Source organism: Microlunatus sp. YIM B11417, assembly GCF_059617205.1.
In genome coordinates, this window is record NZ_JCAMPJ010000009.1 from 1 (window position 1) to 16,681 (window position 16,681).

At 70.3% G+C, this 16,681-nt stretch carries 15 protein-coding genes; 7 read left to right on the top strand and 8 right to left on the bottom strand.

Annotation, left to right across the window (positions count from 1 at the left end; translation table 11 throughout):
- Window positions 1-351 precede the first annotated feature (351 nt).
- Window positions 352-636 (top strand): immunity protein CdiI family protein, encoded by a 285-nt coding sequence (locus AC6CCG_RS28575; protein ID WP_496658175.1) that lies wholly within the window; start codon window positions 352-354, stop codon window positions 634-636.
- Here the strand turns inward: AC6CCG_RS28575 and AC6CCG_RS28580 are convergent.
- Window positions 601-2,877, bottom strand: a complete 2,277-nt coding sequence (locus AC6CCG_RS28580) for an MMPL family transporter (RefSeq protein WP_496658176.1) — start codon at window positions 2,875-2,877, stop codon at window positions 601-603. The two genes, AC6CCG_RS28575 and AC6CCG_RS28580, sit on opposite strands and share 36 nt — an antisense overlap.
- Before the next feature lie 92 nt (window positions 2,878-2,969).
- Between AC6CCG_RS28580 and AC6CCG_RS28585 the strand changes: the two genes are divergently transcribed.
- The 6 genes from AC6CCG_RS28585 to AC6CCG_RS28610 all read left to right on the top strand — a co-directional run bounded on the left by AC6CCG_RS28585 (window position 2,970) and on the right by AC6CCG_RS28610 (window position 10,862).
- Window positions 2,970-3,593: a TetR/AcrR family transcriptional regulator gene (locus AC6CCG_RS28585; protein ID WP_496658177.1), complete on the top strand. Its 624-nt coding sequence runs from the start codon at window positions 2,970-2,972 to the stop codon at window positions 3,591-3,593.
- 122 nt (window positions 3,594-3,715) lie between these two features.
- Window positions 3,716-4,120, top strand: a complete 405-nt coding sequence (locus tag AC6CCG_RS28590) for a DUF805 domain-containing protein (RefSeq protein WP_496658178.1) — start codon at window positions 3,716-3,718, stop codon at window positions 4,118-4,120.
- A gap of 75 nt (window positions 4,121-4,195) precedes the next feature.
- Window positions 4,196-5,059: an SDR family oxidoreductase gene (locus AC6CCG_RS28595; protein ID WP_496658179.1), complete on the top strand. Its 864-nt coding sequence runs from the start codon at window positions 4,196-4,198 to the stop codon at window positions 5,057-5,059.
- A gap of 2 nt (window positions 5,060-5,061) precedes the next feature.
- A complete protein-coding gene (locus AC6CCG_RS28600; RefSeq protein ID WP_496658180.1) occupies window positions 5,062-6,855 on the top strand; it encodes a thiamine pyrophosphate-requiring protein in 1,794 nt (597 codons plus the stop codon).
- A gap of 75 nt (window positions 6,856-6,930) precedes the next feature.
- Window positions 6,931-7,989 carry a LacI family DNA-binding transcriptional regulator gene (locus AC6CCG_RS28605; RefSeq protein WP_496658181.1) on the top strand — a complete coding sequence of 353 codons (1,059 nt, stop codon included), beginning with the start codon at window positions 6,931-6,933 and terminating at the stop codon, window positions 7,987-7,989.
- A 125-nt stretch (window positions 7,990-8,114) separates the two neighbouring features.
- Window positions 8,115-10,862, top strand: coding sequence for an alpha-mannosidase (locus tag AC6CCG_RS28610; RefSeq protein WP_496658183.1), 2,748 nt, complete (start codon window positions 8,115-8,117; stop codon window positions 10,860-10,862).
- Window positions 10,863-10,880: 18 nt separating this feature from the next.
- Here AC6CCG_RS28610 and AC6CCG_RS28615 read toward each other — a convergent pair whose 3' ends face one another.
- The 7 genes from AC6CCG_RS28615 to AC6CCG_RS28645 all read right to left on the bottom strand — a co-directional run bounded on the left by AC6CCG_RS28615 (window position 10,881) and on the right by AC6CCG_RS28645 (window position 16,407).
- On the bottom strand, window positions 10,881-11,471 hold the full coding sequence (locus tag AC6CCG_RS28615; protein WP_496658184.1) for a dihydrofolate reductase family protein: 591 nt from the start codon (window positions 11,469-11,471) through the stop codon (window positions 10,881-10,883).
- Window positions 11,472-11,656: 185 nt separating this feature from the next.
- Window positions 11,657-12,145 (bottom strand): SRPBCC family protein, encoded by a 489-nt coding sequence (locus AC6CCG_RS28620; protein WP_496658185.1) that lies wholly within the window; start codon window positions 12,143-12,145, stop codon window positions 11,657-11,659.
- 16 nt (window positions 12,146-12,161) lie between these two features.
- On the bottom strand, window positions 12,162-12,797 hold the full coding sequence (locus AC6CCG_RS28625; protein ID WP_496658186.1) for an SRPBCC domain-containing protein: 636 nt from the start codon (window positions 12,795-12,797) through the stop codon (window positions 12,162-12,164).
- Between the two features lies 1 nt (window position 12,798).
- Window positions 12,799-13,170: an ArsR/SmtB family transcription factor gene (locus AC6CCG_RS28630; protein WP_496658187.1), complete on the bottom strand. Its 372-nt coding sequence runs from the start codon at window positions 13,168-13,170 to the stop codon at window positions 12,799-12,801.
- 62 nt (window positions 13,171-13,232) lie between these two features.
- Complete coding sequence (locus tag AC6CCG_RS28635; protein ID WP_496658188.1) at window positions 13,233-14,087, bottom strand: carbohydrate ABC transporter permease; 855 nt, start codon at window positions 14,085-14,087, stop codon at window positions 13,233-13,235.
- On the bottom strand, window positions 14,084-15,004 hold the full coding sequence (locus AC6CCG_RS28640; RefSeq protein ID WP_496658189.1) for a carbohydrate ABC transporter permease: 921 nt from the start codon (window positions 15,002-15,004) through the stop codon (window positions 14,084-14,086). The genes AC6CCG_RS28635 and AC6CCG_RS28640 overlap by 4 nt, the downstream gene beginning before the upstream one ends.
- A 26-nt stretch (window positions 15,005-15,030) precedes the next feature.
- Window positions 15,031-16,407, bottom strand: a complete 1,377-nt coding sequence (locus AC6CCG_RS28645) for an ABC transporter substrate-binding protein (RefSeq protein ID WP_496658190.1) — start codon at window positions 16,405-16,407, stop codon at window positions 15,031-15,033.
- Window positions 16,408-16,681: the final 274 nt, after the last annotated feature.

Below are 16,681 nucleotides of genomic sequence, written 5' to 3' on the forward strand. Positions count from 1 at the left end.
CGACACCACGAGCACGGGGTTTGTTGTGCATATTTGGCATTGACTTTAAGCACGCTGTTGAGTTCTCAAGCTTCGGGCGCACACCACACGGACACTCACGTTTCCGTTTGGGGCAACTCGACTTACTTTAGTGAGGTCCGGATCCTCTTGTCAAAACGAGCTCTCCGAGTTTCACTGGCCTTGCTTTTGCTCTCCCGGTTGCTTTTCTTCGCTCCCCAGGCAGCCCGCGTAACCTTAGTGATCCTCAGACTGCGGTGTCAACTCGGCAGGTGAGCGTGGCGCCCGCGCTGCTCCGGTACCTGATCCGTCGCGTTCTCGGAGCCCGGTTCGCCCGTCCGTCAGGATGGTTCCATGACCGGAATCGTCGTGATGGCCGACTACCAGGCAGACCCCGTCTGGGCAGCTGACGAGCAGGGCCGGCCCGGGCCGATGCTCGACCTGGACGGACTGCCCGCCTCGGATCGGCTCAAGGCCGACCTGCGCGCCTGGGCCGCCCGGTACGACGGCCTCACGGCGACGGACTACGCCTGGCCCGACCCTGACCAGGAGCAGGCCTGGATCAGGGCCGGCCGCGGTCTGGCCGAGCGGCTCGCCCGGGAGTTAGGTCCGCAGTTCCGGGTGCACTATCGCGCCTGACCTCCTCCCCGGTACGGACTCGGCCAGCCCGAACCGGGCGTGGACCGGACGCAGGAACCGGGGCAGCCACCAGTTCGCGCGGCCGGCCAGCCGCATCGAGGCGGGCAGCAGGACCGCGCGGAGCAGGGTGGCGTCGACAATGATCGCGACCGCGGTGCCGACCCCGATCAACTGCAGGTAGCTCACCTCCGCGGTGGCGTAGAGCAGGAAGGTCAGGGCGAGGATCGCGGCGGCGGTACTGACCAGCGGACCGCTGCGCTGCAGGCCGACCAGGACGGATCGCCGGGTGTCCCCGGTGCGGTCGTACTCCTCCCGGATCCGGGCGATCAGGAACACCTCGTAGTCCATCGACAGCCCGTAGACGATGCAGAACATCAGGATCGGGAAGGTCAGGTTCACGTCGCCGGTCGGGGTGAAGCCGAGCAGCCCGGCCAGCGCGCCCTGTTGGAATCCGATCACGATCACGCCGGCCATCACAGCCAGGCTGAGCAGGTTGAGCACGGTCGCCTTGACCGGGATCAGCAGGCTGCCCGACATCAGGAACAAGATCACGAACGTGACGGCGACGATCAAACCGGCCAGCGGCGGCACCCACTGCGCCAGCACGCTCTCGAAGTCCGCGAGCTCGGCCGGGAAGCCGCCGACCAGCACCGGAGCCGGCGGCGGTACGTCCCGGACGGCCGCGACCAGGTCGGACGAGGAGTCCTCCAGCGCACGGTGCGCCGGGATCGCCGAGATCCAGGCCGAACCCGCGCCGGCATAGCGACGGGCGTCGGGGCCGGGACCGGCGATCTGCTCGCCGCCCGCGTAGCTCCCGGTGGCGGCGTTGACCCGGACGATGCCGTCGACCCGGGACAGGTCCCTGGCGTAGCCGTCGATCACCGCGGCCCGGCCCGGCCCCACGGCGAGCGTCGGCAGTACCACGGCCAGGGCGTCCTGCGGCTCGGCGTTGAACTCGGCCCGCAGCGTGTCGTACGCCGAGCGGGCCGACGAGACCTCGGCCGGCAGGATCCGGTCGTCCGGCGGGCCGGGCCGGAACCCGAGGGCTGGGGCCGCGAGCAGCCCGACCAGGGCCAGCGCCGCGAGACCGTACGGGATCGGGCGCCGCATCACCCGCTCCCCGGTCCGGTACCAGAAGCCGCGCTCGACCGGCCGGGCCCGGGTGCTCCGGCGGGCGAACCGCGGGCCGAAGACGATCATGGTCGCCGGGAGGATGACCAGGGTGCCGATCAGGGCGCTGGCCACCACCAGCACCCCGGCGTACCCGAACGAGCGCAGGAACGCGTACGGGAAGAGCATCAGCACCGCGACCGAGGCGGCCACGGTCAACCCGCTGAACAGCACGGTGCGGCCGGCCGACCGGACAGTGTCGATCACGGCAGTCCGGACCTCGGCTCCGCCGGCCAGCTCCTCACGGAACCGGGCGATCAGGAACAGGCTGTAGTCGACGCCGAGGGCCAGGCCCATCACCAGCGTGATGTTCGCCGCGAACGTGGAGACCTCGGTGATCATGGCCAGGCCACGCAGCGCGGCCAGCGTGCCGATGATCGAGAACAGGCCGACGGCCAGCGTCGCCACGGCCGGCACCACCCGGCGCAAGACGATGATCATCAGCACCAGCAGCAACGGCACGATGATCAACTCGGCGCGCAGGAAGTCCGCCCGCGCCTGATCGCCGATCTGGGCCGAGATCGCCTCGCCACCGGCGACCTCGACGCCGATCTCGGACCCCTGCCGGGTGAACCCGGGGATGATCACCTCGGTCAGTTGCTGCCGGGCCTCGGTCGGGTCGCCGTCCAGCCAGGCCAGGATCACGGCCCGGCCGCCGTCCTCGCTGCGCAGGGTCGGATCGCCTCCGGTGGACCAGTAGGACCAGACGTCCCGGATCCCCGGCACCGCGCCGAGCTCGGCGGCGACGTCACTCGCGGCGACGGCCACCCCAGGGTCGTCGATCGTGCCGTCGCGGGCGGTCACCAGCAGCACCAGGTTCGCGCTGTTGGTGGCGAACTCCCCGGTCAGGACCTCCTGGGCCCGCACCGCTTCGGTCCCCGGCGCCTCCCACAGGGACAGGGTCATCGCGCCGAGCGCCCCGGCGGCGGCCCAGCCGAGCAGCACCGTCGCCGCCAGCGCAGCGGCCAGGGTCAGCCGGGCTCGCCCGGCGACCAGGCCGGCCCAGCGCGCGAGGACTCCGGGCCCGGCGGCACCGGGCGGAGCGAGGGACGGGGGGATCGGCGTGGCCATGGTTCCTCCGCGGCATCGAGTCGTAACATGAGCAAGTGCTCGCATTGCAGAATACGAGCAACTACTCGCATTTTCTAGATGGAGGTCATGGCATGCCCGACGGCGCACGACCGGAGCGCCGGCGCCAGGAGCGCGGCGTGCGCCGGATTGAGCAACTGCTGGACGCCGCCGCGGGACTGTTCGCCGAGATCGGGTACGACAGTGCGACCACCAACAAGATCGCGGCGCGGGCCGGCGTCTCCCCCGGCACCCTCTATCAGTTCTTCTCCAGTAAGGAGGACATCGCGCAGGCGCTGGCCGACCGCTACGTACCGGAGCTGGAGCGGGCCCACCGCGACGCCACCGCGGGCGACCTCGATGCCCTCGGCCCGGCCGAACTGGTCGACCGGATCGTCGATCCGATCGTCGCGATGAACGTCGGCAACCCCGGCATGAAGGACCTGATCGGGCGGTCCGAGCTGCCGGAGCACATCATCGCCCCGGCCCGCCGGGTCCAGGCTGCCGTCGCCGGCCGGGTCGCCGACGTGATCGGCCGCCAGCGTCCCGAACTCGACGATGCGACCAGGCAGCGGTACGCGACGACCGTGCTCCGGCTCTTCGCCACCTTCGTGCCGCTCGCCGTGTCCGCCGACGCCGGCGACCGGGATCTGGTGATCGCGGAGTTCAAGACCGTGCTCCGCGGCTATCTGACCGAGGTGCTCACCGTCGCCGACTGATCGACGTATGGGCCATCACGATTCGTCGCGGGCCGATCCGGTCCGCTCCGGCCCGCCGCTCGGTACGTTCTCGAAGACGCTGCGGGCCGGCGGACCGGCTCGCCCGACCGGACGGAGACCCGATGGACGAGCTTCGCCCCGTGCCGCCGAACGCACCCGCGGGGCACTGGACCCATCCCGAGGACGCGCCGTTACCGGGCTGCTCACTCGCGGCCGCCGTGCGCAGGTTCTTCACCCGCTACGCGAGGTTCTCCGGGCGGGCCAGCCGCAGCGAGTACTGGTGGATCACGCTGATCCTCGTCGTGATCACGATCGCCGCCCAGCTGATCGCCGAACGCGGCAACGGGGACTCGATCCCCACCCGGGTCGCCCTCGGGGTCCTGCTCGAGTTGATCGCCCTCGGGGCCATCGTCGTGATGATCATGTGTGCGCAGCGCGGCCGGCGGGAGGGCGCTCGCTTCGACCGGCCGGCCACCCGTGGGTCGGGCGGCGTCTTCACGCCGCTGCCCGGACCCTGGCACCGCTGAAGTTGATCAAGCCCGGCGCCGGCGCGGTGTTTACCACCTCACGTCTCGGGTAAGGCAGTCCCGAGAGGTGAGAACATGGCGCAGCAGCAGTTTCCAGCACAGCAACAGGACCCGCCCGGGCTGACCGAAGCGATGGAGCCCCGGCCGGATCACGGCGAGGAGAGCTACGTCGGCCACGACCGGTTGGCCGGGTGCTCGGCGTTGATCACCGGCGGTGACTCCGGCATCGGCCGGGCGGTCGCGCTCGCGTACGCCCGGGAGGGCGCCGACGTCGCGTTCACCTATCTGCCCGAGGAGCAGACCGACGCCGAGGCGACCACCGAGTTGATCACGGCGGCCGGTCGGCGGGCCGTGCCGATCGCGGCCGACCTGCGTGACCGGACCACCTGCGACCACGTCGTCGGCGTCGCCGTGGAGCGGCTCGGCAAGCTGGACATCCTGGTCAACAACGCCGGGTTCCAGCAGGCCCGGGCCGGCGAAGGCATCGAGGCGGTCGACGACGAACGACTGGACCGGGTGATCAAGACCAACCTGTACGCACTGTTCTGGATCACCCGGGCTGCCGTACCGGAGCTCAGGCGACACCGCGGCTGCGTGATCAACAACTCCTCGATCCAGGCGTACGAGCCGTCGACGACACTGGTCGACTACGCGGCGACCAAGGCCGCGATCAACAACGCGACCGTCAATCTGGCCGCGGAACTCGGCCCGGACGGCATCCGGGTCAACGCGGTCGCCCCGGGCCCGATCTGGACCCCGCTGCAACCGGCCACCCAACTGCCCGAGAAGGTCGAGAACTTCGGCGCCGACACCCCGCTCGGCCGGGCCGGACAGCCTTCCGAGGTAGCGCCGGCCTTCGTCTTCCTGGCCTCGCCCAAGGACGCCGGCTACGTGTCGGGCACGGTCCTCGGCGTCACCGGCGGAAAGCCGGTGTTCTGATCATGGCCGAGGAGACCGTCGGCGACTTCCTGCTGGCCCGGCTGCGCGCCTGGGGCGTCGAGAAGGTGTTCGGCTATCCCGGCGACGGCATCAACGGGATCCTGGCCGCCTGGGGGCGGGCGGACAACCGGCCCCAGTTCGTGCAGTCCCGGCACGAGGAGATGAGTGCGTTCCAGGCCGTCGGCTACGCGAAGTTCACCGGCCGGGTGGGCGTCTGCACCGCGACCTCCGGGCCCGGCGCGATCCACCTGCTGAACGGGCTCTACGACGCCAAACTCGATCATGTCCCGGTGGTCGCGATCGTCGGCCAGACCGCCCGGTCGGCGATGGGCGGCTCGTACCAGCAGGAGACGGATCTGGTCAGCCTCTTCAAGGACGTGGCCGGCGACTACCTGCAGTTGATCATGGTCCCGGAGCAGTTGCCGAACGTGATCGACCGGGCGATCCGGGTCGCGCTGAGCCGGCGTGCCCCGACCGCGGTGATCATTCCGGGCGACGTCCAGGAGCTGGAGTACACCCCGCCCTCGCACGCGTTCAAGATGGTGCCGTCCAGCCTCGGCGTCGACTGGCCGGCGACCCAGCCCGACGACGCCGCGGTACGGCGAGCCGCCGACGTCCTGAACGCCGGCAGCCGGGTGGCGATCCTGGCCGGCAGTGGGGCCCGCGGGGCGCGGGCCGAACTCCGACAGGTCGCCGACGTGCTCGGAGCCGGAGTCGCGAAAGCCCTGCTGGGCAAGGACGTCCTGTCCGACGAGCTGCCGTACGTGACGGGCTCGATCGGGCTGCTGGGCACCCGGCCGAGCTACGACCTGATGCAGGACTGCGACACCCTGCTGACCGTCGGGTCGAGCTTCCCGTACAGCCAGTTCCTGCCCGAGTACGGGAAGGCGCGCGGCGTCCAGATCGACATCGATCCGGGCCTGATCGGGATGCGCTACCCGTACGAGGTGAACCTGGTCGGCGACGCCGCCGGCACCCTGCGCGCCCTGCTGCCCCTGCTGAAGGTCAAGACGGACCGGTCCTGGCGCGAGGAGATCGAGGCCGGCGTGAGCCGCTGGCAGGAGGTGCTGCGCGACGAGGCGATGGTGCCGGCCGAGCCGGTCAATCCGATGCGGCTGTTCACCGAACTCAACCCACGGCTGCCGGAGAACGTGATCATCACCGCCGACTCCGGCTCGGCGGCGAACTGGTACGCCCGCCACCTGCGCTTCACCGACAGCACCCGCGGTTCGCTGTCCGGGACGCTGGCGACGATGGGTCCCGGTGTCCCGTACGCGATCGGTGCGAAGTTCGGGCTGCCGGACCGGCCGGTGATCGCCTTCGTCGGTGACGGAGCGATGCAGATGAACGGGCTGGCCGAGCTGCTGACGATCAAGCACTACTGGGATCAGTGGCAGGATCCGCGCCTGGTGGTCGCCGTCCTGCACAACAACGACCTGAACCAGGTCACCTGGGAGTTGCGCGCGATGGGCGGCGCACCGAAGTTCGCCGCGTCGCAGACGCTGCCCGACTTCTCCTACGCAGGCTTCGCCGAGAGTCTGGGCTTCGAGGCGATCGCCGTCGACGACCCGGACACCCTCGGCACCGCCTGGGATCGGGTGCTGGCGGCCGACCGGCCGGCCCTGCTCGATGTCCGGGTCGATCCGGACATCCCGCCGATCCCGCCGCACACGACGCTGGACCAGGCCCTGCGGACGGCCGAGTCGCTGGTCAAGGGCGACGAGGATCGCTGGGGCATCCTGCGCAAGGGACTCCGGACCAAACTCCAGGAAGTCCTTCCCCACGGCGACTCCTGACGCCGCCGACTCTCCGGATCCGCCGAGCAAGCCCTACGATGTGGGAACGGTGTCAGATCCGGAGAGGGGTGGGGCATGGCCACGGAGGCTTCGGAAACCGAGCCGACGTCCGGCCGGACCGGCGGCCGCGGACGACGCGCGACGATCACCGACGTCGCCGCAGCCGCCGGGGCGTCGCGCTCCACCACGTCACGCGCGCTGTCCGGCCAGGGCTACGTCTCGCCCGAGGTCCGGGACCGGGTGCAGCGGGCGGCGCGCAGCCTCGGCTACGTCCCGGACGCCCTGGCCCGCGGACTGAAGCGGCGCAGCAGCACCTCGATCGGCGTCCTGGTGTCCGACCTGAGCAACGTCTTCTACGCCCAGCTGGCGGCCGGGGCCTCGCGGCGGGCCAAGGAACTGGGCTTCACCACGCTGCTGGCCGACACCCAGGTCCAGGCCAAGGAGGAACTGGCCGCCGCGCAGGCCTTCCTCGAGCTCCGGGTGGCCGGCGTGGTGGTCACCCCGGTGTCGGCGCGGATCAGCGGGTGGCTGGTCGATCATGAGATCCCGACGGTGGAACTGGACCGGTCGTTCGGCCGCGCCGGGGTGGACAGCGTGGCGGTGGACAACTTCCGGGCCTCCGAGGCCGCGACGGCGCACCTGGTCGGGCTCGGTCACCGGCGGATCGCCCTGTTGATCGACGAGACCGACTGGACCACCGGCCGCCGCCGCTACGAGGGGTACCGCAGCGCCCTGCAGGCGGCCGGGCTGAAGCCGAACGATGCCGACGTGGTCGCCTCGGGCTGGGACGCCACGGCCGCGAGCGAGGCGACCCGGGCCCTGCTCCGGCGCCGGCGGCCGCCGACCGCGATCTTCGCCGCGAACAACCTGCTCGCCGAGGGAGCCTGGCGGGCCGTCCACGAGGCCGGCCTGCGGGTGCCGCGCGACCTCTCCCTGATCGGCTTCGACGACGCGCCGTGGATGACCCTGGTCCAGCCGGCGGTGAGCACCGTGGCGCAGAACGCGATCGCGCTCGGCGAGGCCGCGGTGAGCCGGGTGGTGGACCGGATCGGCCGGCCCACCGAGCCGCGGCAGGAGGTCGTGCTCGGCGCCGAGCTACAGCTGCGCGGCAGCACCGCCCGGGCTCCTCGTTGATCATTCCTTGACACCGCCGGAAGGCCTCGGGTTGACTGGTCATTCCGTGGGAACGATCCCAGACGATCGTTCCGAGTCCGGTACGGATCGGCGAGCCCGGGGCCGCCGAGGAGGAGCCGACCCGCATGACCGAACGACCGCCGCTGTCCAACGCACCCTCCGGGGACCAGCCGCGGGACCGGCCGCCGACTCCGCAGCCGCTGGCCACGCCGGACCGGACGCTGCACCTGATCGGCAACTCCCATCTGGACCCGGTCTGGCTGTGGCCGTGGCAGGAGGGCTATCAGGAGGCCCGGGCCACGTTCTGGTCGGCGATCCACCGGATGGAGGAGTTCCCCGACTTCGTCTACACCTGTGATCAGATCGTGCTGCTGCACTGGGTCCGCGAGGTCGACCCGGTGCTGTTCGCCAAGATCACGGAGCGGGTCGCCGAGGGCCGCTGGGTCAATGTCGGCGGCTGGTGGGTCGAGCCGGACTGCAACATGCCGATGGGCGAGTCGTTCGTCCGCCAGGGCCTGTACGGGCAGCGCTTCCTGATCGAGCACTTCGGCCGGCCGGCCACGGTCGGGATGAACGTCGACCCGTTCGGCCACACCGCCTCGCTGCCAGCGATCCTGCGCGGCCAGGGGATGTCGGCGTACACCTTCCTGAGGCCGGGCCCGCACGAGGCGGACCTCTTCGACACCCCGTTCTGGTGGACCGCACCGGACGGCTCGACCGTGCTCGCCTGCCGGATCCCGTACGAGTACTGCTCGCCGCCCGGCGACGTGGCCGGCCAGGCGGAGAAGGCGCTCGGCCAGGTCGACCGCGGCTTCGACCCGCTGCTGGTCTTCTACGGCGTCGGCAACCACGGCGGCGGACCGACCCGGGCCAACATCTCCTCGATCGAGCGCTACCACCGGATGGGCACCTTCGGGAGGCTGGTGATGAGTTCCCCCGACCGTTACTTCGACGAGGTCCGGGCCCGGCTCGCGGCGGAGCCGGAGCTGGAACTTCCGGTCCGGCAGGGCGACCTGCAGCACCACGCGGCGGGCTGCTACTCCGCGCACAGCGGGATCAAGCAGTGGCAGCGACGGGCCCAGCACGCGGTGTTGACCGCGGAACGCTGGGCGATCGCCGGCGACCTGCTGGGCCGGTCCGGCAACCCCGCGCTGGCCGATCCCCGGGACGACCTGACCCGGGCCTGGCAGCAGGTGCTGTTCAACCAGTTCCACGACGTCCTGCCCGGGTCGGCGATCGAGTCGGCCTACGACGACGCCCGGGACCAGCTCGGCGAGGCCGTCGCGATCTCGAAGCGGATCATCACCCGGGTGCAGAACGCGCTGGCCCGCCAGGTCGACGTACCCCTGATCGAGGGCACCCAGCCGGTGTTGATCTTCAACCCGCACCCCTGGCCGGTGCGGACCCTGGTGGAGATCAACTACGGGGTTCAGCCGCTCGGCGTGCATGTCGTCGACGACGCGGACCGGACCGTACCGTCCCAGCGGGTGCAGTCGGTCTCCACCACCAGCGACCGGTCCCGCGGCGCCGTCGTGTTCCGTGCCGACCTGCCCGCCTTCGGGTACGCGCTGCACACGCTGCGGCCCGGGCCGGAGAATCCCGCCTTCGATCCCGTACGGCTTCGCGAGCCGGACGGCTCCACCGGCTGGGTGATCGAGAACGCCCGGCTCAGGGCCGAGGTCGACCCCGCGACGGGCTGGCTCAGTTCCCTGCTGGACAAGGAATCCGGGCTCGATCCGGTGGCCGGCGCGACCGGTCCGCACCTGCAGGTGTGCGAGGACCCGACCGACACCTGGGGCCACCGGGTGGTCTCCTACGCCTGGCCGGGCGCCGAGCCGGCGGTGACCGCGATCAGGGTCCGGGAGGACGGGCCGGTCCGGGCCCGGCTCCGGGTCGAGCGAGTGTTCGACCGGTCGGTGATCATCGAGGAGTTCGTGCTGGGTCACGACGATGACCAACTCCGGGTCGAGGTCGAGATCGACTGGCGCCAGCAGGCCCAGCTGATGAAGCTGCGGGTGCCGGTGGCCCTGACCGATCCGCGACCGCGCTACGAGATCCCGTTCGCCACCCTGGAACGGGAGCTGAACGCCGCTGAGGAACCGGCCCAGAGCTGGGTCGACCTGACCGGCCGGCTGGGCCGCGGCCGGAACGCCCAGGCGGCCGGCCTGACGGTGATCAACAACGCCAAGCACGGCTACGACGCCTCCCCCGCCGACGGCGAGATCTCCGCGAGCGTCGGCATCACCGCGGTCCGCAGCGCCGTCTTCTCCTGGCACGACCCGCGCCTGATCGGCGAGGACGAGATCCACCGCTACCAGGACCAGGGCGTGCAGCGGTTCAGCCTCACGCTGGTCCCGCATGCCGGCGACTGGCGTACGGTCGCGGCCACCCGCCGGGCGGCGGAACTCGGCCAGCCGGTCCGGGCCATGCTGGAGAGCTTCCACACCGGTCCCCTGCCGCGCCGGCTGAGCCTGGCCGACGACGCCGCCGGGCCGGTCATGATCACCGCGATCAAGGGCACCGAGGACGACGGCGAGGACGGCCCGGACCTGATCGTCCGGGCGGTGGAGACCACCGGCGAGCGGGCCGAGGCGACCCTGCGGCTGCCGGTCGCCGGCCGCGCGATCAAGGCCGCCTTCGCCCCGTACCAGCTGCGGACCTTCCGGGTGCCGCGGTCGACCCGGCGCCGGGTCACCGAGGTCGACCTGATCGAGCGACCGCTGGACGAACCCGGGCCGTTCGAGGCGTCCCGGCATCCCGCCCCGCCGGCGTTCACCGACGAGGGCCTGACCATGGCCCCGGACCGCGCCGGGACCGACGAGCGGCCGGCCGCCCAGGCGCAGGCACCCGGGATGATCAAACGCGCCACCTGAACCGGCGCGGCGCCGGCCTCAGTCGTTCGCGACGCGGTAGCGCAGGTGCAGCACGTCGGCGCCCTCCGTCGCCCGGACCAACTGCAGCCTGCGCAGCCGGTGCGGCTGATCGTCGAACAGCCGACGGCCGCGGCCCAGCACGATCGGGACCAGATGGATGGCCAGCTCGTCGATCAGGCCGGCGTCCAGCAGCGCCTGGGCGGCCGAGCCGCCGTGCACCATGACGTTGCGGTCGCCGGCGGCCTGCCGGGCCTGGCCGACCGCCGCCTCGAGGTCGGTGACGTAGCGGGCGTGGCCCGGCGCCGGCTGGTCGGGCAGCTTGCGGGTGAGGACGAAGACCGGCACGCCGTCGTGATGATCACCGCCCCAGCCACCGGCCAGGTCGAAGGTTCGCCGGCCGGTGATCACGGCTCCGGTCCGCATCATCTCGTCGAACACCTCGGCGTTCGCGCCGGCTCCCGGGCGGTGCGACCCCGGGCTGATCCCGCCCTCGCTGAGCCAGCCGTGTAACGGCGCGCCGTTGACGCCGAGTCCCTGGCCGGGACGGTCGTCGTGGCCGGAGATCAGGCCGTCCAACGACATGGACATGTACAGAACCACACTGCTCATCGGGACTCCTCGGGTCGGCTGTCGAGTCCGGACCTCTGCCGCACTCTTGCCTTCCGTACGGAGCCGTACCGGCCCTTTCGACACTTTCGCCAGAAGGTCCTCCGACCGCTGATGCCTTCCGTGCCCTGAGCCTGTCGAAGGGCCTTGGTGCGGGCACCCTTCGACCGGCTCAGGGATCGTTGCGCCTAGTCAGCGCTGCGGACGTCCTTCCCCTGCTCGGCGAACGCCTTGAAGTCCTCCATGTGCTGTTGCGACTGGCGGTGGAAGGAGCGAGGCATGAGGAGGCCCACCAGCCGCATCAGCAGGCCGCTGAACCGGAACTCGCTCTCGCTCCGCCAGAGCGTCGTCTCCGGGCCGGTCCAGGTGAGCGAGTCGCGCACGCCGTTCCACATACCGTCGCCGACGAGCTCCCGTTCGAAGCGGACGACGGTCCCGCGGGGGATCTCGGTCAGGTCCGCCGGCTCCCGGTGGGTGATCGTCTCGGTGCACTCCATGGTCCGCTGCCCCGCCTCCAGTACGACCCGCGACGTGGTGCCGAGCTGCCCGTGCTCACCCTGCAGCGGCTCGTGCAGGACCAGGCCCCGCAGCCAGCTCGGCAGGTGTTGCGGGTCGGCCAGCAGCTGCGCCACCCGCTGCTGGGGCAGGGCGATCTCGATCGAGTTCGTGTACTTCATCGGCCTTCCTTCCGGGTCAGGACAGGTAGAACGTGGTGGTGGCCGCCACCGCGGCCGCGACGTGGTCCGGTTCTCCGCCCGCGGCCAGGTGTGCCTCGCCCCAGGCCGCGGCGCTGCGCCGGACCACCTCGCGACCTTCCGGAGACCTGGCGATCTCTTCGTGGCCAGCGATCTCACCGCCGGCCAGCAGCCGAGCCAGGCCGAGCAGGGCCAGGTCCCAGCCGACGCCGCCGGCACCGGGCCCGTAGACCGGGAACAGCGGTTCCTCGAGAACGGCCGAGTGGACCAGCGTGAACTCGGTGTCGCCGGCCGGGCCCGGGACCAACCGCGCCTCGACCTCACTCGTACCGGGCCAGGCGTCGCCGTCCGGCCCGTAGAGCCAGGACACCGTGAGCAGCCGTGGCGGCTCGCAGCGGAGGATCTCGCCGTGCTCGCCGCTCTCCAGGGCGAACGCCCCGCCGAGCCGCAGCTCCCCCGTGACCGGTGTCAACCAGCGCTGCAGTCGCTCGGGGTTGGTGACGGCGTCCCAGACCTCCGCGGGCGATGCCTCGTAGCGGCGCCGGATCTCGATCGTGTACGCCTCGCCGGCCGGCACCCTGCCCTGGCCCAGGGCCCGGTGCGCGGCGGCCAGTTCGTCCAGGAGGTCCTTCACGTCAAGCTCCCTTCGCCGACCCGTCGGGCCGGTGTTCAGCGGCCGGGGTCCGAGCCGCCCGCCGACCCCGGGCCAGCTCGGTTCCCAGCGCGTCGAGGCGGTGTTCCCACAGCCGGCGGAACCGGCCCAACCAGGCGTCGACCTCGCTCAGCGGGGCAGGCTCGACGGCATAGAACCGGCGCGCGCCCTCGGCCCGCACCGAGGCGAACCCGCTGTCGCGCAGCACCCGCAGATGCTGGGAGACGGCCGGTTGGGAAAGCCTGAACTCGGCCCGGATCACCTCCGTGATCGCGCCGGAGGTCTGCTCGCCGTCGGCGAGCAGCTCCAGAATGCGCCGGCGCACCGGTTCACCGAGGATGTCGAACGCGTGCACGAAGCACATCGTACCAGCCTGGACTTATATAAGCCGAAGCTGGCATGCAGCGCGGTCCGGGCTCAGCCCTTCAGGCCGGTCGACGCGATGCCCTGGATGAAGTACTTCTGGGCGAACGCGAAGATGATCAAGAGCGGCAGCGTCACCACCAGCGAGGCGACCATGACGAACTGGTAGTCGCCGTGCCCGCCGGCGGTCGGCGAGTACTTCGTCATCGCGTACGCGATGCCCAGCGGCACGGTGAAGTCCTCGATCCGGCCGAAGTTGAGGTAGATCAACGGGCCGGTGAAGTTCTGCCAGGAGGCCTGGAACTCGAACAGGAAGACGATCAAGGCCGACGGCAGCGCCAGCGGGAACGCGATCCGGCGGAAGAGGCCGAAGTAGCTGCAGCCGTCCACCCGGGCCGCCTCGAACAGGTCCCGCGGCAACGACAGGTAGAACTGCCGCATCAGGAAGATGTAGAAGGCCGACCCGAACAGGGTCGCGCCCCACAGCGGAACGTTGCTGCCGAGGAAGCCCAGGTACTTCCAGATCAGGTAGTTCGGGATCAGGGTGACCGCGCCGGGCAGCATCATCGAGGCGAGCAGCAGCCGGAACAGGAAGGTCCGGCCCGGGAACCGGAAGTACGCGAACCCGAACGCGATCAAGGAACTGGACAGGGTGACCAGCGTCGCGGCCAGCCCAGCGATGATGATCGAGTTCAGCACCCAGTTGATCAGCGGCAGTTCCTGCCAGACCTGGACGTAGTTGCCCCACACCACCGTGTCCGGGATCAGCTTGTTGTCGAACACCTCGCCGCGCGGCTTCAGGCTGGCCGCGACCAGCCAGGCGAACGGGTAGAGGAACGCGCAGGCGAAGCCGATCATGAGCACCCAGCGGACGACCTGCCCGATCACCCGCCGCGGAGGCGCCGTCACCGCCGCTCACCGCCTTCGTAGTAGACCAGCTTGTCGCCGATCTTGATCTGCACCGCGGTGATCCCCAGGATGATCACGAACAGCAGCCAGGCCATCGCCGCCGCCAGCCCGAAGTTGAACTGCTGGAACGCCGCCTGGTAGAGATACACGCCGAAGAACAGGGCGGCGTCCGGGGCGTTGCTGTTGCCGTCGCGGTAGAACAGCAGATACGCCTGGTCGAAGATCTGCAACGAGGCGATCGTGTTGACGATCACCAGGAAGAACAGCGTCGGCGAGATCAACGGCAGCGTGATCCGCCAGAACTGGCTCCACTTCGAGGCGCCGTCCGTCTCGGCCGCCTCGTACAGCTCGCGCGGGACGTTCTGCAGCGCCGCGAGCAAGATCACCATCGAGCCGGCGACACTCCACAGGCCCATGATCACGATCGACGGCTTGACCCAGGCCGGGTCGACCAGCCACTGCGGGCCGGGGATCCCGAACAGGCCGAGGAACCAGTTGATCGCGCCGGTGTTGCCGTTGAGCAGCAGCAGGAAGACCGAGGCCGTCGCCACCGCCGGCGTCATCTTGGGCAGGTAGTAGATCACCCGGAAGAAGCCGGCGCCGCGGGTCGCGCCCTGCAGCAGCAGGGCCAGCACCAGGGCCAGCGCCAGCTCGAGCGGGACGGCGAGAATCGCGTACACGAAGGTGTTGGAGAGCGACGTCAGCACCTTCGGGTCGTCGACCAGCAACCGGTAGTTGTCGAGCCCGACCGGGATGATCACGTCGGTGGACAGGTCGTAGTCGGTGAACGACAGCCCGAAGCTGTACGTCATCGAGATCACCGTGAACAACCCGAACCCGACGATCCACGGCAGGATGAACAGATAACCGGCCAGGGCCTCCCGCTTGTTGTACGGCTCCTTCACCCGCGCTGCCATCGGTCCCCTTCCTCGGCGGCGGACGGCTACTTCGTGGCCTGTTCCCAGGCCCGCAGCGAGGATGCCTGTGCGTCGGCCAGGGCCTGTTCCGGAGCCTTCTCACCGGTCAGCGCAACGGTGACGGCGTTGGTGAGGTCCTGCTGCACGGTCTGCCCGACCGGCGACGAGCCGCTGGTCCGCGGGTTGGCCAGCACCGCGTAGTAGGTCTCGATGACCTGGTCGAACTCGGCGTTGCCGGTCGGCTTCACGTACTTGTCCTTGATCTGCTGATCGGCGACGGGCGAGCCGGTCATCAGCCCCGTGAACAGCTTCTTGTTCTTCTCGACGGTCTCGATCCGGGCGTCCGCGGCCGCCATCCAGGCCTCGCTCGAGGTCGCCTTGATCGCCCAGGCGCAGGCGGCCGACGGATTCTTGCCGGACTTCGGGATCGCGAACGAGGTGCCGCCGGCCATGGCGATCGGGGTAGCGCCGGCGTCCTTGATCGGTACGGCCTCCAGTGACACCTTGTCCTTGGTGTCGGCCAGCACGTTCGGGTACCACTGCGCCCAGGTCTGGACCGCCACCTGATCCTTCACGTACTGGTTGCCGGCGCCGAAGACGTCCATCGAATCCTTGAAGCTCTTCACCTTCGCGTAGCCGCCCTGGGCATCCATCAACTGCTTCATCCAGGTCAGCGCCTTGACGTTCTCCGGACGGTCCAGCGTCGGCTTGCCCTGCTCGTCGAAGGCGGCACCACCGAAGACCGTGAACCACATGGCCGAGGAGCCCGGCAGGTCGGCGTCGAAGCCGATCACGGTCGGCTTGCCGTCCTTCTCCTGGTACAGCTTCTTCGCGGTGGCGACGATCTCGTCGGGCTTGGACGTGTCCAGGCCGGCCGCGGCGACGCCGGCCTTGTCCAGCACCCGCTTGTTGGCCAGCAGGGCGTTGGCCTGGAAGAACTGCGGGACGCCGTAGATCTTGCCGTCATAGCTGACGTCGTCGATCACCGACGGGTAGTACTGCTCGCGCGGCTTGACGCCGAACGCCTCGTAACACTGGTCCAGCGGAATGATCAACTCCTTGCTGGCCAGGGTGGCGATGATCGCCCGGTCGGTCTGGATCAGGTCCGGCGTCTGTCCGGATGCGGCCTGGGCGGCGAACTTCTGCGGATCGAAATTGGTCTTGTCCATGGTGACCGTGACGCCGCTCAGCTGAGCCGCCGCGTAGTCGGCCCGCGACTGGCCCACCTCGTCGGCGGGATTGAATCCGCTGGTCCGCAGCGCGCCCGACACGTCCGTGCTGAACGGGTTGGCCGAGGCGCTGCCGGACGGCTCACGGGACCCGATGGACGGGCCGTTGCACGCAGCCACGCCCAGGGTCAGCACCGCCGCGGCGACGATCCACCGCACTCTTGTTCGGGTCATCTTCGACCTTCCTCCCCACGCGCCGGGATTCCGATCCCGACTTCGAGCAGATCTGCAACCGATCCCACATGACGGGTCGCCCGCCGGCTCCTGCACCGATCGGCGGTACGTCCTCGAATCCGCCGCATCCGTCGATCGTGAAGCGCCGCGCGGATCGCATGGTCCCGTGGCCAGTGAGCCTAAGACTCTGGGAACGATTTCACAATCCCCCACCGTGAACGGGCTCTCAAGCGTTACCCGGGTTGCCGGTTCGAGGCACTGGGTACTCCTCTGG